18 protein-coding genes and 5 pseudogenes are annotated in these 23,342 nt (G+C 51.9%); 8 read left to right on the top strand and 15 right to left on the bottom strand.

The features are described 5' to 3' along the window. Positions 1-4: 4 nt before the first annotated feature. The 9 genes and pseudogenes from CJP72_RS23290 to CJP72_RS23250 all read right to left on the bottom strand — a co-directional run. On the bottom strand, positions 5-1,213 hold the full coding sequence (locus tag CJP72_RS23290; protein WP_162383634.1) for a glycosyltransferase: 1,209 nt from the start codon (positions 1,211-1,213) through the stop codon (positions 5-7). After that, complete coding sequence (locus CJP72_RS23285) at positions 1,214-1,780, bottom strand: hypothetical protein (protein WP_162383633.1); 567 nt, start codon at positions 1,778-1,780, stop codon at positions 1,214-1,216. Further along, entirely contained in the window at positions 1,777-2,901 is a 1,125-nt protein-coding gene (locus CJP72_RS23280) for a glycosyltransferase (RefSeq protein WP_162383632.1), read from the bottom strand. The genes CJP72_RS23285 and CJP72_RS23280 overlap by 4 nt, the downstream gene beginning before the upstream one ends. Further along, positions 2,892-3,863, bottom strand: coding sequence for an NAD-dependent epimerase/dehydratase family protein (locus CJP72_RS23275; RefSeq protein ID WP_162383631.1), 972 nt, complete (start codon positions 3,861-3,863; stop codon positions 2,892-2,894). Before CJP72_RS23275 ends, CJP72_RS23280 begins: the two co-directional genes overlap by 10 nt. Positions 3,864-3,927: 64 nt before the next feature. Then, a complete protein-coding gene (locus CJP72_RS23270; protein WP_162383630.1) occupies positions 3,928-5,214 on the bottom strand; it encodes a F390 synthetase-related protein in 1,287 nt (428 codons plus the stop codon). Further along, positions 5,211-6,017, bottom strand: a complete 807-nt coding sequence (locus CJP72_RS23265; protein WP_162383629.1) for an MBL fold metallo-hydrolase — start codon at positions 6,015-6,017, stop codon at positions 5,211-5,213. Before CJP72_RS23265 ends, CJP72_RS23270 begins: the two co-directional genes overlap by 4 nt. Further along, the gene (locus CJP72_RS23260) at positions 5,995-7,011 is read right to left on the bottom strand and encodes an NAD-dependent epimerase/dehydratase family protein (protein ID WP_162383628.1); all 1,017 of its coding nucleotides are present in this window, start codon (positions 7,009-7,011) and stop codon (positions 5,995-5,997) included. The genes CJP72_RS23265 and CJP72_RS23260 overlap by 23 nt, the downstream gene beginning before the upstream one ends. Continuing rightward, positions 7,008-8,015 (bottom strand): 3-oxoacyl-[acyl-carrier-protein] synthase III C-terminal domain-containing protein, encoded by a 1,008-nt coding sequence (locus CJP72_RS23255; protein ID WP_162383627.1) that lies wholly within the window; start codon positions 8,013-8,015, stop codon positions 7,008-7,010. Before CJP72_RS23255 ends, CJP72_RS23260 begins: the two co-directional genes overlap by 4 nt. Positions 8,016-8,563: 548 nt before the next feature. After that, positions 8,564-8,818 (bottom strand): annotated as a pseudogene (locus CJP72_RS23250) (IS110 family transposase); the annotation flags it as partial. A gap of 90 nt (positions 8,819-8,908) precedes the next feature. On the opposite strand from CJP72_RS23250, the pseudogene CJP72_RS26415 reads away from it, so the two are divergent. From CJP72_RS26415 to CJP72_RS23220, 6 genes and pseudogenes are all read left to right on the top strand, one after another. Next, positions 8,909-9,052 (top strand): annotated as a pseudogene (locus CJP72_RS26415) (IS110 family transposase); the annotation flags it as partial. A gap of 528 nt (positions 9,053-9,580) precedes the next feature. After that, positions 9,581-11,965, top strand: a complete 2,385-nt coding sequence (gene pgaA, locus CJP72_RS23240; RefSeq protein ID WP_162383625.1) for a poly-beta-1,6 N-acetyl-D-glucosamine export porin PgaA — start codon at positions 9,581-9,583, stop codon at positions 11,963-11,965. Between the two features lie 10 nt (positions 11,966-11,975). Next, positions 11,976-13,997, top strand: a complete 2,022-nt coding sequence (pgaB, locus tag CJP72_RS23235) for a poly-beta-1,6-N-acetyl-D-glucosamine N-deacetylase PgaB (RefSeq protein WP_162383624.1) — start codon at positions 11,976-11,978, stop codon at positions 13,995-13,997. Next, complete coding sequence (gene pgaC / locus CJP72_RS23230; protein WP_162383623.1) at positions 13,987-15,315, top strand: poly-beta-1,6-N-acetyl-D-glucosamine synthase; 1,329 nt, start codon at positions 13,987-13,989, stop codon at positions 15,313-15,315. Before pgaB ends, pgaC begins: the two co-directional genes overlap by 11 nt. A 1-nt stretch (position 15,316) precedes the next feature. Next, positions 15,317-15,712: a poly-beta-1,6-N-acetyl-D-glucosamine biosynthesis protein PgaD gene (pgaD, locus tag CJP72_RS23225; protein ID WP_162383622.1), complete on the top strand. Its 396-nt coding sequence runs from the start codon at positions 15,317-15,319 to the stop codon at positions 15,710-15,712. 123 nt (positions 15,713-15,835) lie between these two features. After that, entirely contained in the window at positions 15,836-16,735 is a 900-nt protein-coding gene (locus CJP72_RS23220; RefSeq protein WP_162383621.1) for a diguanylate cyclase, read from the top strand. A gap of 379 nt (positions 16,736-17,114) precedes the next feature. On the opposite strand, the pseudogene CJP72_RS25700 reads toward CJP72_RS23220, so the two are convergent. After that, positions 17,115-17,309, bottom strand: a pseudogene (locus CJP72_RS25700) (Arm DNA-binding domain-containing protein); the annotation flags it as partial. Here CJP72_RS25700 and CJP72_RS23210 point away from each other — a divergent pair. Together CJP72_RS23210 and CJP72_RS23205 are read left to right on the top strand one after the other, a co-directional pair. Continuing rightward, positions 17,308-17,442 (top strand): annotated as a pseudogene (locus CJP72_RS23210) (IS3 family transposase); the annotation flags it as partial. The pseudogenes CJP72_RS25700 and CJP72_RS23210 sit on opposite strands and share 2 nt — an antisense overlap. A 4-nt stretch (positions 17,443-17,446) precedes the next feature. Next, positions 17,447-17,718 (top strand): annotated as a pseudogene (locus tag CJP72_RS23205) (IS3 family transposase); the annotation flags it as partial. A 92-nt stretch (positions 17,719-17,810) separates the two neighbouring features. Here CJP72_RS23205 and phsC read toward each other — a convergent pair. From phsC to CJP72_RS23180, 5 genes are all read right to left on the bottom strand, one after another. Then, positions 17,811-18,596 carry a thiosulfate reductase cytochrome B subunit gene (gene phsC, locus CJP72_RS23200; protein WP_162383619.1) on the bottom strand — a complete coding sequence of 262 codons (786 nt, stop codon included), beginning with the start codon at positions 18,594-18,596 and terminating at the stop codon, positions 17,811-17,813. Then, entirely contained in the window at positions 18,593-19,261 is a 669-nt protein-coding gene (locus CJP72_RS23195; RefSeq protein ID WP_162383618.1) for a 4Fe-4S dicluster domain-containing protein, read from the bottom strand. Before CJP72_RS23195 ends, phsC begins: the two co-directional genes overlap by 4 nt. A 64-nt stretch (positions 19,262-19,325) precedes the next feature. Continuing rightward, positions 19,326-20,000: a YdhW family putative oxidoreductase system protein gene (locus tag CJP72_RS23190; protein WP_162383617.1), complete on the bottom strand. Its 675-nt coding sequence runs from the start codon at positions 19,998-20,000 to the stop codon at positions 19,326-19,328. Between the two features lie 10 nt (positions 20,001-20,010). Further along, positions 20,011-22,113, bottom strand: coding sequence for an aldehyde ferredoxin oxidoreductase (locus CJP72_RS23185; protein ID WP_162383616.1), 2,103 nt, complete (start codon positions 22,111-22,113; stop codon positions 20,011-20,013). 120 nt (positions 22,114-22,233) lie between these two features. After that, positions 22,234-22,860 (bottom strand): ferredoxin-like protein, encoded by a 627-nt coding sequence (locus CJP72_RS23180; RefSeq protein ID WP_162383615.1) that lies wholly within the window; start codon positions 22,858-22,860, stop codon positions 22,234-22,236. Positions 22,861-23,342: the final 482 nt, after the last annotated feature.

Genomic DNA, 23,342 nt, shown 5'->3' with positions numbered 1-23,342 from the left:
GATTTTATGGTCGCAATTCTGAATCACTTGCATTAACCAATGCCATTAACAACGGTCCTGCCTTTTCCAGTCCTTTTAATCCGTCCTTAATCCAAATTCCTTTTCCACACCATGCCAGTCGCGCAGCATGATCAAACTGGTCGTAGTCCACCGGATACACCAGCGCCGGAATATTCTTTTGCAAGCAATGCCACATAATTCCGGCACCACCATGATGAATGACCGCATCATAGTGCGTCAGCCAGTTATCGTAGTTTACCCAGGATACCCGATAAACATTGTCCTGCCGCTGTTGTTCCGCGACGGTCTGATGTCCATCGGTGAAATGAAAAACCCACTCAGGCAACGTGCCCGCCAACGCGATAACGGCTTGCATTACCGCATCTTTATGCCAGTCCAGATGCGTACCGAGCGTCACCAGCACATGGCGTTTATCCGTTTCAAAGGGCGGCGCAACGCTTTGTGATGGTGGCGTGTAGAGTGCCGGACCGATAAAACTGACCGCCGCGGGCCAGCGTCGCGGGAATTCGAATGTTTCTTCGCTGAGTGCCAGGATACGTAGCGGCGAATAGGCATTTTCGCTGCCATCTTGTCGATACAGACGCGTAATACCTGTCTGGCGAATAACGTCGCGAAACAGCCAGAACACGGTCTGTTTGAACAGTCGTACTTTTTTGCGGTGAACGGCGTGCCACATACGCTGAATCGCGCTATGCGCGGGCATTAACCCGCCGCAGTATGCAGGGACGCCATCAGGGGTTTCCAGCACACAGGGGGATGGCAGGCTACTCCACCACGGGACATCCAACCGGCGACAAACCTCGCCGACAATGGGCAGTGTAAAGTCCGCTATCGCCAGATCGGGCGTGCCTTCACGGAGCCACAGTAGTTCCAGTTCATCGGCGAAATTTTTCAATAACCCCACCACATGGCGAAACTGCCGATATAGCCGCAGCGGATGGGAGCCTACCGCATATTGCGGATTCACCACCCCCAACAGCGGCGTATCGTAATCACCAGGCAGCGACAGCCCCATCAGCCCCGCCGCCGCCACCGAAGAGGCAGCCCCTTGCGTGCTGATAATGCGTACCTGATAGCGTTTGGACAGCGCCCGCCCCATCGCCAGCACCGGATGTAAATGGCCGGAAAACGGCGGCGCCAGCAAATCAATGCGGGTAACCCCCGCAGGGATCAGATCAAATAAACGCTGCATCTAAGCTCCTTGCTTGCCGATATCATCAATAAAGCGGTGACACAGCGCCGTCAGTTGCGGCTGTGCAAGATAATTCATATGACCGCAGGCAATGCGTTGGTCTGCCTGGCGAAACCAGCAACGGGAGATCCAGTCCTGATCGCCTTGTACCAGCAAGTGATGGCAGTCCGGTCGGCGGCTCGCCACCGGGCCAAAAGCAAACACGCTGACGCGCGCCAGCCACTGTGGCGGCAAGTGCAGTTGGTTAAATAACTCCAGTCCACAACTCCCGGAAAGCAACAGCGTATGGTGTGCTGACGCCAGCATCTCCAGCGCCTGCTGCCGATAGCGCGGAGCAAAGCTGACGTGCTGTGCGCCAAGATATTCCCGCGCATTGTTAACACTGGCGCGCAGCAGGCCGGTGGCCTGCCACGGCGCAGACTGCGCGGTCCACGGAAAATTCACTGTAACCTGCTGATGATGGCCGACAATCTGCTCTATAAACGCCGCCTGTAAGGGGCTGAGCGCCCCGTTATCCCGGCGGCTACGACCGGTAATATAGGCAATCTGCAATTCCGGTTTTCTCATCGCGACGTAAAACAATCGTTGCTGAAAATACGGTAGCGACGAGAGCGCCAGTAAATCGTCCGGTTCACCAGCGCATTCAGCAGATGCAAAGGCTGCAATAGCTCGGAGAGCAATGACAATAACGGATGCGAGGGGATCTCCGCCGCAACCGCACGCTGAACGTACCGCAGCGCCAGATGGCGTATCACGAATATCCCCAACAGTAGAGCAAATTGCGCCGTACCGCCGAAGGCCATAATCAACAACGCCCACAGCAACAGAGGGTGCAGCCCCTGCAACAGAAAAATGGTCAGATTGATTGCTGCGCTTTTTTCACGCATCAGCAGCGTGGCAAACAAGAACCAGCGATGCATTTGGCGGAAATAGCCTTTAGCGTCTGCAATGCTGGTCTGCACACGCACCGGCGCAACAGACTGCACAATGCGCACGCCATGACGGGTCAACAGTGTCGCCATCGCCAGATCGTCCGTCAGATGACGGAGCACCGGCGAAAAACCGCCAACACGCTCCAGCGTTTCACCGCGAATGGCATAACACATCCCGTTTAGCGTCAGTGGCGGCGAGAAAGGCAGCAGCGGTAAATAGGTCAGCGCTGAGTTGTCGTTAACAAACTGCGCCAGCAGACGGGAAGGTGAATTCTCCGCCGCATCATACCAGGGAAGCGCAGTCACCAGTGTTTTCTCCGTCAGCGCATCCAACATGTCGCACAATGACTCCGCACTCAATATCGCATCATCGTCCAGCACCAGAATCACGTCACGTGTCACCTGCGCCCTCGCCTGCTCCAGCTTAAACAGCTTGGGATTAACGCCTTCTGGTGCCTGAGGATAGGAAAGAATCGTAATATGCTGCCGGGGATAGCGTAATTGCAACCGCCGCGTTATCTGCAAAGCCGCGGTGTCGTCATCGTCAATCAACCAGAGAAATTCCGCGCCGCGTAACTGCCCCACTGTCGAGGCCAGAACGCTTTCTAACGCCGGATCGCCGCTAAGGATGGGCTGCATGACCGTTACCGTATGCAGATCACCACCGCAGTGGCGATGTGCAGCGCGCAAGATCCTGAGCGCAAAAAAGAGCTTAAACAGCAGAATAAACAGCCAGAGGAGAGCAATCAGCAGCATCCGTTCATCGTCCGATAATGTTGTAAAAAATCCTGCACGCAATAGCGAAGATCGAGGTTTGGCGCGCCAAAATCCTCGCACAGCGCCGTGATATCCAGCGTGGCGGAATAGCTAAACACCGCAACGCCAAAACGGGTGATCGGCGGCTCACCCGCCAGCGGAAACCAACGCCATAGCCACTCCAGCGCCCCCGCAACGCGCAACGCAGTCCCCGGATGTATCGATTTCACCGGTAACGGCAGATCCAACTGGCGCAACACAGTATCCAGAAATGCCGCCGTCTCCACGGGTTGCCCTGCCGAAATGTTATAGCACTCCCTCAATTGGGGATGGCGAGCCGCCCGCAGCAGATAATCACACAGCATTCCCACAGGCATAATCTCAGCCTGCGCTGGCGTGATGTCGTTTCGCAATCTGACCAGCTGTCTTTTTCTGGCCGCGCTAATCAGTGGCGGAAACAGTAACCGATCGCCCGCGCCGAACACCGCGCAAGGGCGAAAAATCGTTTTCTCGCCACGATAAGCCTTCACTAACGCTTCTGCCTGATACTTACTACGCCCATACTCACTGGTAAACGCCGCCCCGGACGCCTCGTTCTCACGCAAATTGAATTGATGGGCAAAGCGATAGTAGACCGCAGCGCTCGACAGCAAAATCAAGCGGGGAAAACCGTGTTGATTGCAAAAGTCGATCACCTGCCGGGTGGTTTCAACATTGTCGCGTTCATACTCCTGCGCGGTTCCCCAGGGCGAGGTTCTGCCCGCCGCGTGGATGACCACATCCGGAATAAAATTGAGCTGTGCCAGCCGCTCCAGCGACAGCGCGTGATAGCGCACCGTGGGCGGTAAATCATTTACCGTTCGCCGTCCAACGCCACAGAGTTCGAGATCGGCACAGTCAGCAAAGCGGCGCAAAAACGTGCTGCCGATAAATCCTGATGCGCCGGTCAGCAAGATTTTCACCCTAATGCTCCTGTCGCGCGCAACTGCGCCTCACTGCAGCCGGGCGAACACGGTACGTTCAACGTCATTCCCCTCTCCACTGGCAAATAATTCGCCGACGTTTACGGTCAAATTGCGTCGGCGGTGTTTGCGACACCAGCGACCAGGAAAGACGTGAAGTGTCGATTCCCTGACAGGCAAACCACTGTTCCAGCGCGATACGGCACTGTTCCAACTCCGTTGGGTTACAGTCTGCTGTCAACTGGAGCCCCCCGGCAGTGATTTGCACCAGTCGATAATCCGCCGTCAACGGCAACATCTGCGCCAGCACGCGGCTACAGGGATCGGAAAACACCGTCTGCGCGCGCCCGTCACAGTCCGGCAGTAACAACTGGTCATCCTGACGCCCTTCAATACGTTCAAGCGCGCGCGTCGCACTGCCACAAGCGCAGGGCTTATCGCTGGCGACCAGCACATCGTCCAGCCGGTAGCGCACAATTGGCTGCGTGGTCCGCGTAAAATCGGTAATAATCGGCACAAAACGCCGCGCATCCAGCCACTCTGGCTCGATATAAAGAAACTCTTCATTCAGATGCAGCGTGCCGCAGCGACAGGTTGCGGCAAGAAAGCCCTCGGTGGCCTGATAGATTTCCCCTACGTCGCCAAACACCTGCTGCAACAGGTCGCGATCCTGCGCTTCCAGCACTTCCGCCACGGAAATTACCTTTTTGACGTTCAGCGACAATTCCCCGGCCATCACCGCCAGCGCCAACGCACGCAACACCTGAGCAGGCGCGACAATCAGCGTAGGTGATTGCTGTTCAAGGCGCGGCCACTGCTGGCGAAACGGAGCCAACAGATCGTAAAATTCCAGGCTCAGCCAGCGGTTGTTGACGCCATGATAGAGATGATTATCTGCCCGCAGAAATAGCGCGACACGCTCCCCGGCAAACAGGCCTTCTGGCAGCGCTTTTGCCAGCATGCCCGCCGCCCAAATTTGTTGCTCCTGCGGGCTGACAACAAACAACCCGCGTCTGCCGGAACTGCCCGACGATAACCCAACGCTGAACCGCCCCACCTTCGGCGTAAAATCACGGCTACGCTCGCTGTCCAATGCGCACGCCATCAGCGCCTGTTGGCGCAAACCCGCCGTGTTCATCTCATCAAAATGGGTCATCATTAGCGCTTTATCCATCAGCGGCCATTGCTCAAACGGCAGAGCAGTCAAGCGCCGGAACCACGGACTGTGGCGCAATACCTGACGCCGAAAAGCGCGCAGCTTTTTTTCCTGCCACGCCTCCAGTTTCTCGCGTTCGGTAAAGCGTAGCTGGCGAATACGAAAATATCGCCACAGCGTCATCAATGGGGTCACAAATCCCCCTCGTGACACAGACGAATTGTCACTTCACCCGCACGCCATAGCTGGTTCATTTTTTCAAGAGTGCGCCAGTAAACGGCAGAATCGGCCAATACCAGATTGGCCAGTCGCGACGGACCGCGCAGTTCCTGATAGTTAGCCGGAGCCCACGCCGCATCGCCTGCCAGTAATACCCAGCCCTCATCCGTCAACACAAAGGCACCGATATGACCAGCCGCGTGTCCGGGAAGCCCGACCAGGATGATTTGCCCGTCGCTGTCGGGCAGCAGATAGCCCCGTTCAAACGGCGCCAACGCAGCAGGGAGCGTAAGGGAGTCGAAACTTTCAATAAAGCGTAATGAGGATTCAAAATCAGAGGGGATCAACCCCGGAATAAACGCTTCGCGTAGCGCCGCCAGACCCCGTAGTGTACGTACATGTCGCCAGCCCTCACCAGAACAGATACAGGCAACATCCGGAAAATCACGCAGCCCGGCAATATGATCGGCATGAAAATGCGAAAGAATAATGCCGTCAATATCCTTGCCGACCAGCCCACGGGCATCCAGTTGATTCACCAACGATAACTTCTCGTCGAAATAGACCGGTGTAAGATGGCGGTAAATGCGGAAAACGCCAGAACGGGTGAAATGTTCAAACCACGAAGAATAGCCCGTATCCCATAACCAGCGGCGATCGCCGACCTCCAGCAGCCAGGCGCGAGCGGGAAATTTACACACCCGAAATCCCGCGCCTTTTACCGCCATACAGCCAATGTGGGTACAGTAACCTATTTCAAACTCGCTGATTTTTGCCATGTTTTCTCAGCCACTCACCGGTTAATGAGATCCCTTCCGCCATCGAAAATTGGGGGCGATATCCCAGTTCATTAATTGCTTTTTCCGTACTCAACGTCATATCAAAACTGAGTGTTCCCGCACTGTAGCGGGTAACGGGTGGTTCCCTGTCAAGGCATTGCCCGGCCAGCTCCATCCCGCGCGCGACCAGTGACAGCAGCGACCATGGCACGTCTTTAACGCGATAATTCAGTTGCAGTTGTTGATGCAGTAGCGCCTCCAGCATATCGACCAGTCGCTGCGGCTGATGGTTCGTCACGTTATACACGCTACCGGAACACAGCCCCGGCTGGCGCGTCGCCAGTTCCATTGCATGCACCACGTTTTGCACAAAGGTTAAATCCAGTAGCGTCTCGCCGCCACGCGGCAGGCGCAACACCCCACCGCTGCGCCGCAGTTGCTGCACTATGCGTGGAACAATGACGTTATCGTGCGGGCCAAACAAACCGCGAGGGCGCAACAGGACAAAGGTAGTGGCAGGGAAACGGGTGACTGCGCCGTTAATCTCCTGCTCCGCCTGAAACTTGCTGTTGGCGTAATGGCTGGAAAAAGCGCGCGCACGGTAGTTTTCCGTCAGCAAATAATGATGCTGAAAATCAAAGTAGACTGCGGGGGTCGAAATATGGATAAAGCGCGGTATCCCGGCGCGCCCGGCGGCCTGCGCCAACAGGCGTGTTGCCTGCACATTAGCGAGGAAAAACTCGGCCTGTTTGCCCCAGGGCGAGGATTTGGCGGCGCAGTGCCACACCGCGTCGCAGTCCGTCATTAAACGGATGCAATCATTTTGATGGGCGTGTGTCAGATCGAGGGGGATAAAATGCGCCCCTGCCTGCGCCAGCTGTTCGCCCGCCAGTCGATTACGTCCTGTTGCCACGACCTGATGACCATTTTCCAGCAAATAGTGCGCCGCATTGCGTCCGAGGCCGCTGGTTGCGCCGGTCACCAGAATTTTCATGGCAGTAGTACCATACCTGCCAGCGTCAGACCGGCTGCTGTCCCTATTAGCATCACCGGGTTACCCGGCGTAAACCGACCGCTGTTAACGGCTTCATGCAGCGCCGTGGGGATCGACGCGGCGACCTGATTACCATAATGACGGTAAATATCCACCATTGCCGCTGCCGGAACATGCAGGCGTTTGCGCATATGCTCGAGGGAAAGATGGCTCGCCTGGTGCGGCACCACAGTGGCGATATCTGCCAGCGTCAGACCGCTTTTTTGCAGCAGTCGGGCGAAATAGTCTTCAATCAGAGAAGAGGCGTAACGAAACAACGGTTTGCCCTGCATATGAAACAGAAAATCGTTTTCAGTCATTCCCGCACGCGGATTACACCGCGTCCCCCCCGCACGAATTTCGCATAACTCGCTGCCCTCGGGGTACATTTCAATCAGACTGGCGACGATACCGCTGCGCCCGTTGCCACGTTCGACTATCGCGCAGGCCGCGCCATCACCGAAAATGAGTGAAGATTCTTCGTGATTCCAGTCGATGCCGCGCGACGCCAGATCCGCGGAAACAATGGCGATACGCCGGTAAGCGCCGCTATTCAGCAGGCCGGCGGCCACTTCCAGCGCAGAAATAAAGCTGACACAGCTACTATTAATATCAAATCCTGCCACGCCGGACGGCATGCCCGCCGCTTTCAGAATATGAATGGCGCTGCACGGCAGCGCCTGTACAGCCACCGCTGAGGCACAAATCAACAGATCTATTGAAGAGGGGGCGAGGCTGCCCGCGTTTAGCGCGTGATGTAACGCCTGTGCCGCCAGTCCCGACTGGCTGTCGTGCAAAGAGGCGTGATAACGATGGACAATGCCACAACGTTTTTCCACATAACCCGCCGCTTTACCGAGCCTGCTATCCAGTTCGGCAGAGGTGACGCACATTGACGGTAAGGCAATTCCGGTAGCGATAATCTTGCACGTTGTGACAGGCGAGGCTGAGTGTGTTTTTTCCATAAAACCAACTGTCGTTTTATTCTATTTCATCGATAAAAAAACAAATCCTGTCAGGCAGTTAGTTTCTCCATGGCAGAAAAGCACTATACCGTCAGAAGCGATAAAAGCAAGCATGGTTCAGGATGATTATCGTGTAAAAATATTTACATATTTCATTACCACTTCGTCAACTCCAAATTATTATGGGATGACTTTAGTCGTTAATCGTGCTTTATTGGCGACACCGTTTTTGCAGGAATACCCCAGTCACTCTGATTGATTAAAAAAATCCATCATTATAATAATAGTCATCAGCTTACTTTCAGCAATCGCACTTTCCATTTTATTATCAAAGAAGCTCAGCATGAACACTCTAACGATTTCGCTGCCCCCCAATTACAACCTATCGCTTATTACGATAATAATTCCCATTGGTTTAGCATTGATTATATTTTTTGAATCCACCAGCCTTTAGAATTTATTCGTAAAAATAGCTAACCAATTTTTCGTTCCTGCGAAGCAGAACACCAACGCATTTTGACGTTGTACGTCTCCCAGCAAGCGTTTAAGCGTCGTGACAGCGTTCCTGGTTCCAGAACCACGGCTAACAGCACAGCAACAGTCGTTGCACCAACACCATTAACTTCACTTAGCAGTGAAAATAGTCCACTGGAATTTATAGAAATATGAGCCGCCATTTTTACTTCAATTCGAGCTATTTCTTTTTTCAGTATCGAAATAACAAATCTGATAGTTTCATGGTTCTGAGGATGTGACGGATGCAACCAGTTCCGTTCAATCATCAGCATGATCGTTAGTTGTCTGCGTCAGACAACCCTCACTGCCCGCAAGCGAAGAATTTCTGTCACAGGAAGTAACCTATGGCCAGGGCAAAACCGGTTTATTAATCGCCTGTTGTTGGTGACGTTGATACGCATAAAGCTTTACATGCTGCTGTGGTTGATCAAAATAATCGAGTTTTAGGCTGTGAGTTTTTCGCGATAACACGCCAGGGATACCGGCAGATGCTGACCTGGATGGCATCTTTCGGAACGGTTTGCTGAAACGTTCACACAAGCCTGAAAATACGGCATTGTGTGATTCCGTTAATGTCGATTATTGATAATAATATTCCCGAAATAATTAACCGAACAGCTTTGACCATCCTAAACACTCACGAACCACATCGAGTATCAGAAAAAACGCAATCACGTAAATAAATGGATTCATAGCACACTCCTTGTATGACGGGTTCCCGAATTCCTTGCGGACTTAAATTAAAGACGATAACACATCGTAAATCAAAGGGGGGTAACGTAAACGTATGTAAAATGAGATATCCATTCAAAGCATTACCGTCTATATTTAAATGGTAGCATTTTGATATGAATACAGGGATGGCAATTCCGACAATTTCGTTATTTTAGAACATTAAGCCAACCACCATCGGATGGTTAGCCCCCCTCCCGCATATCGCCGTTTATTTGGCAATGAAGCCCGTTAATACGCTAATTTGTCACGATGACGAATCTTTCATGCCTGGATATGCGCAGGCATAAATAAACACAATGACAGAGGATTGTCTTATGCGTTTACGCAGTTATTTTTCAGGGATGATGGTGGTTTCCGCTGCTCTGCTCCTGTCGGCCCCCGCCAACGCAGAGAACTATAACCAACTGATAAACAAAGCAAGAAACGGTGAAATACAGCCTGCACTGCATTTTTTTCAGCAACAGAAAAGCTTATCGCCCGATCGTGTTGCCGACTGGCTGCAAATAAGCCTGTGGTCACAGGATGACAATCAGGTTATTTCGGTTTATGAGCGTTATAAAAACCTGAATATTCCTGATCGGGGGCTTTCAGCAGCGGCGATGGCGTATCGAAATATTCAGCAGTGGGATAACGCCATTCAGTTATGGGAGAATATCCTTAAGCATCAACCTGCCGATGATGATTATCGCCGGGGGTATATTATGACCCTCGCAGATGCCGGTTTACACGACCACGCGATATCTCAAATCACCACACTGACGAAAAATAAACCCATCGCGGAGAATTACCGTGTTCAGGCTTATGTATATCAACGCGCCGGGCAGCCTGAAAATGAATTACTCTCTTTAACGCTGTCACAAATGTATTCTGAATCAACCGGGGAATTATCCGACGTTCAGAATTTCACACTGCAGCGTAATCATCTGGCCGCACGGGTAAATAACCCTGGTGACGATATTATTCGCGCCGATGCCGCCGCAGAGCTGGTCAAACTCTCCTTTTACCCTTCCCGAAGCGAGCAGGATCGCTATCACCTTGCAGACCAGGCGCTGGCTGCATGCGACACGCTGCTTGAAGAGTGGAAAAACACCCCACAGACAGCGGCTCATCGTCAGGTTTCCATCGATCGTCTTGGAGCGCTTCGCAGCCGCGACCGTACGGCAGAGGTGATTGCTGGCTGGGAACAACTAAAACGCGACGGTGTCATTGTGCCGGATTATGCGCTGTACTGGGTCGCCTCGGCGTTGCTTGCCGAGCGCCGTCCCGCCGAAGCGGAAAGTATCATGATGCAGCTTGCGAATACGCAGGATGCGATTAACCGTCTGGAGCCAGAAGATCGCGCGCTTTTGTTTTACAGCCATCTTGAAAACGAGCGCCTACAGCAGGCGAAGTCGCTGACGTCCCTCACCCGCCAGAGTCATCCCTGGCAGCGAAATATTTACGGTAGCCCGACGCCACAGCCGAACGACCACTGGTTTCAGGGTCAGCAGTTTAGCGTGGGCGTTGACCGTTACGGCAACGACCTTCCCCGGGCGGAAGAGCGGGCCAACATGCTTGCGCGCTCGGCACCAGGAAATCAGGGGCTGCGCATTGATTATGCCAGCGTGCTGTTGACGCGCGGTCTGCCGCGTCACGCCGAGTGGGAACTGAAAAAAGCAGAAGCCCTTGAGCCGCGCAATATTCGTCTTGAAGCTGAGCAGGCCTGGGTCGCCGCGGATTTACAGGAGTGGCGCGCTTTTTCACAGCTTACTGACGATGTGGTCCGACGCGCACCTGAAGACGCTCAGGTGCAACAACTCCAGCGTGGGCTGGAGATCCATCGCAAAGCAGAACTGCGGGTGGATGGCTCGGTGGGGATCGACTCCGACAGTCCTGATGCTGGCCACAACGATTTTACCGTCAACACTGTCATCTACAGTCCACCGGTCAATGAAAACTGGCGCGCTTTTGCGGGCTACAGTTTTGCCAGAGGCGGTTTTTCGGAAGGCAAAGAGCGGTTGCACAACGGACTTGGCGGCGTGGAATGGCGAAGCCGGGATATCACCCTGGACGCGCAAGCCTCTGCGCAGCATGTGGCCGGTAAAACCCGCGCCGGGGCGCGATTCTCCGCGCAGTACGCGTTTACTGACCACTGGCACCTGTACGCCGACGCTGAACGCCTGAGCAACCGGACGCCGCTTCGCGCACTGCATCACGGAATTACGGCCAATGGCGGTTCTGCTGCCCTGACGTGGTACCAAAATGAACGCCGCGAGTATTCGCTGGCGGCGGCCATCACCGATTTCAGCGATGGCAACCTGCGCCAGGAATATGCGCTATCGGGAAAAGAGCGCCTGTGGACGTCGCCCCGTGTAAGCCTTGATCTGCTGCCGACGTTGGGGTTTGAAACCAACAGCCAGCAAGATGGTCCCTATTTTCATCCTGAAAAAGGGGTGACGCTTCTGCCCGCGCTGCGCGCAGAACATCTTATTACCCGCCATTACGATACCGTCTGGCAGCAGGAGTTCATCGGCGGTGCGGGCAGTTACTGGCAGGAAAATCACGGCAATGGCGCCGTGTTACAAGCCGGATACGGACAGCGTGTGTTCTTGAACAACGTGGCAAACATCGGAGCACGCCTGATGTGGGAAAAACGCCCGTGGGACGGTGAGCAGGAAAAAAACCTGTCTCTGGCGTTTGATATGAACTTCCGGTTCTGAGGGAACAACTATGAATTTCAATGGATGGATGTGTGCCGTCGCAATGGGACTGGTGCTGATGCTGACCGCCTGTTCGCCACAGGGTCCGGTCGCGTATACCGGGCCAGATCAACGTGAGTCACTACAGTCTGACAAACCGTGGCCGCATAACAGCTTTGTGGTAATTGGCTGGCATGATGTTGAAGATGAGGCGGCGGATCAGCGTTTTCTGTCGGTGCGAACCAGCGCCCTGCGCGAACAACTGGCGTGGTTGAAAGCCGAAGGCTACCAGGCGGTGAGCGTCGATCAGGTGCTGGAAGCTCATCGAGGCGGGAAGGCGTTGCCGCCGAAAGCGGTGATGCTGACCTTTGACGACGGATTTCGCAGCTTCTACACCCGCGTATTCCCATTGTTAACCGCCTATAACTGGCCCGCCGTGTGGGCACCTGTTGGCAAATGGATTGATACGCCAGCCGGGCAGAGGGTGGACTACGGCGGCATCACGGTTGAACGTTCACGCTTTGCGAGCTGGGATGAAATCCGCCAGCTTTCCCGCTCGCCGCTGGTAGAGGTTGGCGCGCATACCGATAATTCGCACTTCGGCATCGTTGCCAATCCGCAGGGTTCTATGCAGCCCGCCATCGCGACCCGCGGCTGGGACAGCGAGACGCAGCGCTATGAAACCGAGGCAGAGTACACCCACCGCGTGCGCCAGGACGTTAGCCGGATCACGCAGAAAATCCGCCGGGCGACCGGACAACCACCGAAAGCCTGGGTGTGGCCTTACGGAGCAGCCAGCGGCACGGCGCTTCGTGAAGTGAAAAATCAGGGATATGAGATGGTCTTCACGCTGGAATCAGGGTTGGCGAACGCCAGTAATCTTGATGCGATCCCGCGAATTCTGATCTCCGATAACCCCTCACTGGCCAATTTCGCGCAGCAGGTCATCAGCGTCCAGGAGCCTGCTCGCCTGCGCGTAATGCATATCGATCTCGATTACGTCTATGACGAAAACCCGCAGCAACTGGCGCGAAACCTCGATGTGCTGATCCAGCGCGTAAAAGATATGCAGATCAACACCGTGTTTTTGCAAGCCTTTGCGGACACCAAAGGCGACGGACTGGTGAAAGAAGTCTACTTCCCGAACCGATGGCTGCCGGTGCGCGCCGATCTCTTTAACCGGGTTTCCTGGCAGTTGGCCAACCGTGCGGAAGTGAATGTCTATGCCTGGATGCCGGTGTTGAGCTGGGATACCGGTCATCACCGTTCGCGTGTGCTGGCGTTTAACTCGAAGACTGGCGTTGTGTCTCAGGACAGGAAACAGTATTCCCGTCTGTCGGTGTTCAATGCTGAAAACCGCGAGATGATTAAGGATATCTACCGTGACCTGTCCGGACACGCCGCGTTCCGGGGCATTCTGTTTCATGATGATGCGCTGATGTCCGATTTCGAGGACGCCAGCGCGGATGCGCTCGCCGCTTACCAGAAAGCCGGTTTCCCTGACGATATTGCCGCCATTCGCGCCAATCCGGAACAGTTTGCCCGCTGGACGCAGTTCAAATCTCAGGCGTTAACCGACTTTACCATTGAGCTGAGCGATGTCGTGCGTGAGGTTCGCGGGCCGCAGGTGAAAACGGCGCGCAATATTTTCGCCATGCCGGTTCTCAACCCGGAAAGCGAAGCGTGGTTTGCCCAGTCGTTTCCCTCTTTTGTTGCCACCTACGACTGGACGGCGGTAATGGCGATGCCGCTCATGGAAGGCGTCAGCGTTAAAGAGAGCAACGCATGGCTGGAAAAACTGGTTCACGAGGTTAACCGCATCCCCGGCGCGAAAGCGAAAACGCTGTATGAGTTACAGGCACTAGACTGGCGGCCCGACGGCCAGCACCGTCCGATTGATGACGCGCTGCTGGCTGGGTGGATGTCCGTTCTGCAACTCAATGGCGTCACCCATTACGGCTATTACCCTGATGACTTCATCAACGATCAGCCCGCCATCAAGGTTATTCGCCCCGAGTTATCTCAAGCCTGGTACCCAAACGATGAAAAATAACATGTTGCCGTTCATTATTTTGTGTGTGGTGGTCAGCATTCCGGTGGCCTTTGCCCTTCTGTTCTCCAGCCAGGCCATGCTGAACTTTGTCTTTTTTTGGCCGTTTATGATGTCTGTGTTGTGGATTGGCGGCGGCTGTTATTTCTGGTTTCACCGCGAACGGCACTGGAAATGGGGGGACGATCTCGCACCGCCGCAACTCAAGGGCAATCCGCTGATTTCGATTCTGATCCCCTGCTACAACGAGGAACAAAACGTCCGGGAAACAATCCGCGCCGCCATGTCACAGCGTTACGAAAACATCGAGGTGATCGCGATTAACGACGGTTCATCAGATAAAACGGCGGAAAAACTGGACGAACTGGTACAGGAATACCCGAAACTTCGCGTCATTCATCTGGCAGAAAACCAGGGGAAAGCGGTGGCGCTGAAGGCGGGTGCTGCGGCAGCACGCAGTGATTTGCTGGTTTGCATCGACGGTGACGCCCTGCTGGATCGCGACGCGGCGGTCTTTATGGCCGCCCCGCTTCTCGCGAATCCGCGCGTGGGTGCGGTGACGGGCAATCCGCGTATTCGTACGCGCTCCACGCTGATTGGTCGCATCCAGGTTGGCGAATTCTCGTCGATTATCGGGCTTATCAAACGCACCCAGCGGGTGTACGGCCAGGTGTTCACCGTGTCTGGTGTGATTGCCGCCTTTCGCCGCCGTGCGCTGTCAGATGTCGGTTACTGGAGCGACGACATGATCACCGAAGACATTGATATCAGCTGGAAATTACAGCTGAAGCACTGGTCAGTGTTTTATGAGCCGCGCGCGCTGTGCTGGATCCTGATGCCCGAAACCCTGCGCGGGCTGTGGAAACAACGCCTGCGCTGGGCGCAGGGCGGTGCCGAAGTGTTCCTGGCGAATATCTCCCGTCTCTGGCGCTGGCAGTATCGTCGGATGTGGCTACTGTTCCTTGAGTTTTGCCTCTCAACGGCCTGGGCGTTCACCTATGTGATAAGTGTCATCGTCTTCACCATAGGTCTATTCTGGCCGCTGCCGGAGGGGCTGCACATCTACACCCTCTTCCCGCCAGCCATGGCCGGGCTGGTGCTGTGCCTGATGTGTCTGATTCAGTTTACCGTCAGCCTGATGATCGAACGCCGCTACGAAAAAAACCTGGCGAGTACGCTGTTCTGGATCATCTGGTTCCCAATTATTTACTGGATGCTAAGCCTGTTTACGACGCTGGTGTCCTTCACGCGCGTGATGCTGAATAGCCGTCGTACCCGCGCCCGCTGGGAAAGCCCTGATCGCGGTATTGCAAGGAGGTAATATGAAAAACGTCTTAATTTTTACACAGCAGAACCGGTTGCATCGTCTTTTCGATATTGTCATTACCCTGCTGGCCTGGGGTATGCTCGGGAGTTTGCTTATTCAGGGCATTTTCAGGCTGATAAGTAATCAGTCGCAAGGTTTACCTATTGAGAAAATCCTGTTTTATCTTGCCGTTGCGCTGTTGGTGAATATTGCGTTGTTGAGCTGGGCTAAATATAACCAACGGCGTTTTCGCCATGAACGCAGACAGCGCAAACCAGGTCTTGAACTCAGTGAGGTGGCGAAAAGCCTGCATATTTCACCCCGTGAAATGGAACGACTGAATCAGTCGAGAATCATGGTAGTCCACCACTGTAGCGGCGGTGTTATTCAGTCTGTTAAGGTGCGCCAGTAGCGTCGGAATATAATAGCAGCCGTGAAGGCTGCTATTATATTTGCACGATAAAACACATTTTTACATATACATAATATCTGGCTGGTATAGTAATTATTCTCTGATACGCAAGGAGTGCGACTGATGATCAGAAGACCTGAAGATATTGACCTGGCGATTTTAGATCTTAACAAGGCAATGGATGCCCATCTCGAATGGGTCGTTAATGTCCTCGATGCCTGTTTGAATGATGGCGAACTTCGCGACAATATTATGAGCAGCAGCGCGCACAAACGCTGCCGATTCAGCCGCTGGCTGCGTAAGGTTTCCCCTCTGGATGAGGCTGAAAAAACGTGTATTGCTGAGCTTAATACTACGCATCACCACATGCACGATACCGGACGCCAGTTAGTGAGCGCGTTAATTCGCGGGGAAATGCAGTCTGAGCTGGTCGATGCTTTCCGGCACGCGTTGATTACTTTTTCCGGCGTATTAATCCGCTATAAGACGTGGCTGATTGCCCTGCGCAGTCAGCACGATAATCTCACCGGGTTGCCGCTGCGCCAGTTACTTAATGACACGTTTGATAACGGCATGGTGTCCCTTTCCGGAAAATATCCTTATCTGTTACTAATGGATGTGGATTACTTCAAAAAAATCAACGACACGCTGGGGCATCTGGCAGGCGATAATATTCTGCGCTGTCTCGCTAGCGAATTGCGAAAATCAGCCAGACAGCACGACTGCGTATTTCGCTATGGCGGGGAAGAGTTTATTTTGATTCTTTACGCCAGCAGCGATACCACTGCCGCTGATATTGCCGCACGGATCGGTTTAACTATTTCCCGTCATTCCTTTGTGATTAATGAAAAACGCGTTGGCGTGACATTAACCTCCGGGATCACCCGTATTTTTCCCGGCGACACGCTGGAGAAAGCGGTAAGCCGCGCGGATAAAGCACTGTATGAGGGCAAAAAACAGGGCCGTAACCGGGCGATGTTTATTAACAGCCAGCATAGTATTGCGCTCATTAACGCCGCATAACACTCCCGGCGGGCATCTATGATTGCCCGCCCTTCTGCTTGCCCTGATCTCATTGCGCAAACGCGTAATGACCAGATCCCCTGATGACAGCACACACTTAGAAAGATCCTTTACACGGCATCACACTTGAAATGATGGTTAACACGTTAGTTAACCGTAAGAAAATGAATGTGCGGCGTTGCCTTAAGTTGTTATCTCTCACGAGAAGTCTTTACGCTGCGACGTATTCAAAACCGACTAATCAACACAACTTGACTCCTGGAAAGGCGCCCAGGTTAACCAGAACGGCAGTGATGACTGGCAGAGCTTCTGCCGGGCCAATAACCTGCTACCAGGTATGAGCCGGCGTGGCCGGCTGCTGGGATATGCCAAAAACTACGCGTTTATCCTTTCCACCAATCCGATATTTTAATCGCCAACTTTTGGCTCCATTAGGGAAGACCTCAAGGTGCAAGCCCCCGCTATCTGATAGTTTACAGGCTTTCTCTTTTGGCTTTGTCGCCTTGATTGATCTTACCCACCATATATGGACACGTGAGCAAGTAGGTAAATTCTTAAGCAAGAGGTGACTCATGACAACATTAACATCAACCAGTCAAAAATCCCGTGAACAGCACACACCTGAATTTCGGCAGGAAGCCCTGAAACTGTCCGAACGCATCGGTGTGGCTGCAACTGCCCCCGAGCTCAACCTGTATGAATCTCAACGGCATGAAGCGGCATAATCTGCATGGCAGTATCAGTGCCAAAGGCTGCTATTACGATAACGCCGGTGTTGAAAGTTCTTTCATTCGCTGAAAGTGGGGTGTATTCACGGTGAGTGCTTTGCCAGCCGGGAACTGGTGCGAACGACAGTGTTTAATTATATCGAGTGTGATTACAATCGGTGGAGCCGTCACTATGCCTGGGGCGGTCTCTGCCCGGAACAATTTGAACGCTCAGAAGCATGTCTATATTACGCTGGTAGGGTCACGTCAGCGTAATTACCTTCATCAGAAAGGTATCGTACAAACCACTGATACATTACGGGCCCAACCTTCCAGACCCGTAAATCTTCACGCGTACTAATCATCACTTATTCCCGATGATAACCATCCACCATACACCTGAATGTTTCGCCTGGCGTGCGACCCGTAGTACATAAATAGATATGACCGCAAATGAAAAACAAGCTAATAATTGCCAGTGCAAAATGTGCCTGCAATAACCAATAACCTGTACCGGGCAACTGACCTCCCACCACCTGCGGATAGAGCAGGAACAAACCGGTAATCAAAAGTAATGGCAGTAAACCGTACATCACACTGAGATAAGCGACCTGTTGCAATGGATTGAATTTAGAACGTATGGTTGCAGGGAATGGATGCGGCTCCCCATGCATAATGCCGAACAGGTAGAATCTCGCCTGCCTGAACGCCCGTTCTGTCCAACCATGACGTTGAATAATATAATGGTGGCCATTGCCGCCCACCAGATTGATTAGCATAAACCCAGCCCAACACGCCAGTAACAGGAATCCACAGACTTTATGAACAACAAGCAGGTTCACCATCACCGGAACGCTAAGTAACGCGAAATGGTTGATCAGTCCGCTGGTGAGCAGCATCATAAATAACAGTGCATTCGACCAGTGCCATAACCTGACAGCCTTTGAGTACAAATACACCGTCTCGCCATGTCCGACTGCGACCTTAACGGATGAACGTGCACGCAACATCGCATGTAGAGCCAATACTAACCACATCGCTACCAACATTAACCCGGCAATCACCAGCCATACCGGCCAGAATTCCGGAGTAAACAGGGGCACATATTGCCCGAGTTGTTCATGGAATTGTTCAGCATTCTGCGACGCGTTCATACATTTTCCTTTTTAATCAAATGTTGACCGAACCGACGATACAGATGGGGTTTCCCAGCCCCCTTAAGTTGATATTCGTAGTAGTTATTCTCCTTTAGCCAGCTCTGAATTTTCGGGCTGTCTTCACGACCAAAAATCAGTGCGTGCTCCGGACAAGCATTGACACAAATAGGGGCAAAACCTTTTACCAGCCGAGATTCGACGCAAAAATCACATTTATCGGCCACTTTAGTATGCGGGTTGAGATAACGTACCTGGTACGGACACGCGCCAATACAATAGCTACAACCAATACAACTGGATTGTTCAACACGCACAATTCCGCGCTCATCCCGCCAGGATGCCCCCGTAGGGCAAACATCAATACACGGAGCATTCTCACAATGCTGACAAGAATGGCGGAAAAAATGGTACTGAGTTTCATTTTCGTTATCTGACACAGGAATATGAGCAATCGACAATCGGCTCCCCTGTTCAGGCACATTATTGGTTTTCCTACAGGCTCGGGCACACAAATTACACCCGTTACACAATGATTCGTCGTGGATCATGGCATAACGGACTGCTTTGGCATTCTTCGTGTTTGCTAACAGGTTTTGACCGGGTACGGAGAAAAACATCACCGTACCCATGCCAATGACAAATTTTCGTCGAGTAAAGGACATCTGGTTATCCTCTAATGCTGTGACAGTGATCGTCCTCAGGTTCCATGACATCAACCTGAAATATTCAGGGATTCTGGTACTGCTCAACCTCAAGCCACTCGCACAATCCATATGCTTTGCCATAACTCATAAAACGTTCGCTAAACAGGTATGGCACTGCATTTGACGATGCAACTGATCGTATGTCGGCGTAATCAGGATGCGTATCCATTGCCGCCAACGCCGCTTCTATTTGTTGAGCTTCAAAGCAATACGGTAATAGTTCCAGCATCGCGACCTTGTAAGGCCGGGGATAGGTTTGGCAATCGAAACGAACGGCCGCTGCAATTGCACGGCAAATATCCTTTTCCATCACCTGTACACACATATCGGCATAATTTGCCGTCATAGTATGTGTGGAATAGAAGTAATCATCTTCCGTGCCCTGAATGCAGGTGATATCTGCCAATGCCTCTTCCTGGCTTAATGTTTCCAGCAACGGCATCAAATCTTCTTCCGTCAGCGAATACGGCGGTAGCAAAAACAGACTTCGAGCCACCAACTTCCCAGATGCCGAATGCTGGCGGATAAAATCCGCCACAATAGCTGTTGGATTGACGGATTCCTGCACTTGCAGTTCACTCGCCCCCTCCTCATTCTGCCTCCGCACCTTGAGCCACTTCCGTTTGTTGCTGTCTATTTCAGAAAGATTGTCAGGATCTTCCTCAACCAATGTAAGTACTTCACCAGGGTTAGTCATTTCGCGTTCCTTACGCTGGCAAAAGATTCTGTGCGGCCAAATCGTCTGCCACGTCTTCAAGTCCCAATCGATTTAGCGTTTCACGCGTCGGGCATCCCAGTTCCGGGTCCCATCCCATTTCCTGGTAGAATAGTGTGAAAGACTTATACATATCGTCACGATCCATTTTGTCGGTACCGGCGGTAAAAACCGGAATTTGTGGATCTTTTTCGAATACCCAGTCACAGATGAGATCGTGCTCATTACGCATGTCTTTGGTTTGCATCAACTTAACGGTATATGCACGATGCAGAGTAAAGATACGCTCGGCAGCGAGATCAAGACTGGTCTGGGTGGTTTCCTCGCCAGTAACCGCCTGAAAGAACTTCGCCTCCATATCCAGATCCCCGCGATAGTTTCGGCTCTTCAGTGGCGATACTGTCATCGGCCAGACCCAGTTGCACAGTGTGACGGCGTTATGCAGACAGACTTTGAGCAGAGCCCATTTCGCATACTTGATTTTGGCCGCATTAATCGGGGTGTAATTTTTGGTTTCGTCGTATGCATCTTCAGACCCAAACAGTTCTGCCGCCACTTCCCGCTGTAATTTCAGCGGCAGACCGGAACCGACAAAATTGATATGGGTATGGGTCATACAGTCGCGGTTAAACATACTGTTGGCAATTGCACCTACTTGTGCAGAAGCTTCATTTGCGTGATGCACGGGAAAACCAATCGGCGACCAGAGCTTATTCTTTTCATATGCCCAGTATTCATCGCCTAAATTCCAGCGTTCGGCGATAGCGCAGGAACCATCCGCGAGGTGACTGAATTCACCGACGCGATGCGACATTCTGTAGTAGATATCGATAATGAAGTGAGGATCACCCGCTTCCAGTTGATCCCAGCGAATTTCCGCATACTCTTCAGCAGGTAATACTCGCTTAAATACACCTTTGGTATAACAGTAAGTGAAATCTCGTTGTAGTTGTCCGTAGTTACACCACAGGCCATAGTCATCAAAAAGGTTTAATCCAATCAGATTACCAACAACACGACCGTCATCCTTTATATCAAAATCTTTTGGGCCATTTGGAAAAATTGAAGTGTGCCGCTCGGCCACTACACAGGAGCTGCCGCCGGTACTCGGAACGCCAAAATCCTTCACACGGGGAACAGTAAGTTGTGACATGCAGCGAATGGGGCACGAGTGACATCCCCCCATTTTTACGGTGAATTTTTCCGCGACAGGACCAAGATCAAATATCGACTTTAGCGTCCGATATCCAACAGTGTTCTGGTTGCCCGGTGGTATTTCGCCCGTCTCAATGGGGCCACCTTCAGCCTTGGTCCAGTACAGCCCTTTGCGCGCTGTCCAGCGAGACGTTGGGGCGGAATATTCTGCCCACGCCTGAGGCGTACTGGGCACCACATGATTGTTATTGGCCCCAATAAGCTCGGTCATCATGTAGTCATTGAGTCGTTTCATCTCTTTGCGATCGGCAATTTGAACCCCTTTGGTTCCCTCAATCGCAATAGCCTTCAGATTTTTTGAACCCATCACCGCCCCCGTCCCGGCGCCTCCACAATGATTACGGCTGTTTATCATACAGGAGAGCGGCACAAGGTTTTCCCCCGCCTGACCGATGGAGGTAACACAGGTATCAGTGTTGGTCATGCGGCAAATTTCTTCGGTGGTGGCACGAGTGCCTTTTCCCCACAGAAAATCCGCTTTCTCAATGCTGACTTTGTCATCTTTGATGTGGATCCAGACTGGAGAGGCTGCTTTACCTTCAATAATAATGGCATCGTAGCCCGCAAATTTCATTTGCGCAGGAAACATGCCTCCCATATGGGCATCAACAACTAAATTACCTTTAGAAAAAGTTGAAAGTGTTGTGATATTAACACGTGAACTACAAGGAGCGCCGGAACCCGTCAGTGGACCACCAGCGAAAACCAGTTTGTTGCCTTCGTCAAAAGGTTTAGTACCTGGAGGAACTTCATCGTACATAATTTTATAACCGAAGCCCATTCCACCGACAAACTTTTTCAATCTACTCGAATCTTCAAGAGTAATATTACCGTTGGTAAGGTTAATTCGTAAAATATTACCAGTCCAGCCGTTAGCCATAATGTTATCCTTAGATAAGGTAATTCAATGGCGTAACTTTTCGCACCCTTCAATTTACATATTTTTCAAACTGGCAACATTAGAAGGAGGATGACGCGCATTGATTTCACTTGCATTCAATTAAACAGTAATATCTTTCCACTCAATAATTTTTAATGCCCCAGTCGGACAGGCTTCCGCGCATTCACCGCACAAAATACATTTTGCAGACTTTTTCGTTTCTGTATTTACGGTGGCCATCATCCATGGACACGCTGTAGTGCATGCGCTACATCCAATGCATCGTTTTTGATCAACCACGATGCACTTATTTTCCTCTTTCCAGACGATCGCACCAATTGGGCAAACCTTCATACATTGCGGATCTTTACATTGACGACAAGTATCAGGACTATAATTTAAATCACCATATAATCCGCCACCGGACCCCACTCCGCCCTCACCAAAGAAGTAATTTTGATGAATCTTAATACGGGAAAAAAACGTGCCGACAGAACCATCGTTAAGATTAGTGCAGGATGTTTCACAGCGGTGGCAGCCAGTACAACGGGCCCGCTGGGTCACTAACACTCCCTTTGGGGTATTGATCAACCCCACAGTACCACTGTCGATATCTTCTTGTTTACAGCCAAAAAGTGACAATAATGCAGGCGCAATGGTTAATCCTGCCAGCCCCTTTCCTGATATCCGCAGAAATTCAAGTCGCGTTAGGCCGAAATTCAAAATGGGACGATCAACCTGGTTCATTTATTTCGCATCCTCTTCGATAACGCAGTGTTAACAACATGTAGAGGCCATTTTTTAATTACACAAAAGCGGGCCTATGATGCTGCCTCCAACACCCAGTTTTTACCTTAATCTGATTTCGCAACAGAGGATTAATACATACGATTTAGGATAAGGCACAAAAATAGTGTGGTTATTTACGCCACATAACATTGATCATTATCAATTAAAAACAGGAATAGAAACATTTAATACTAAGTAATATTCATTATCCTTTAAAAAGTGATAGTCGCCACACTACAAACAGCACATATTAAATTACAGATGATATCTTAGAGACTCCCGTCACAATATTATGACAAGGTTTTATACAATACCTGGGCGACAGAACCAATACCAGAACATTATTATCAGTCAATCGAAGTTTACAGGACTTAGACACTATTTAATAATATTAAATATAATTAATCGCCCATCTTGATGACGTTGTCTCTCTTTACTGA

It is taken from the genome of Citrobacter sp. NCU1 (genome assembly GCF_010231475.1).
Classification (GTDB): domain Bacteria; phylum Pseudomonadota; class Gammaproteobacteria; order Enterobacterales; family Enterobacteriaceae; genus Citrobacter_D.
The sequence above is the reverse complement of the archived record's forward strand: the minus strand, read 5'-3'. Positions and strand labels throughout refer to the sequence as shown.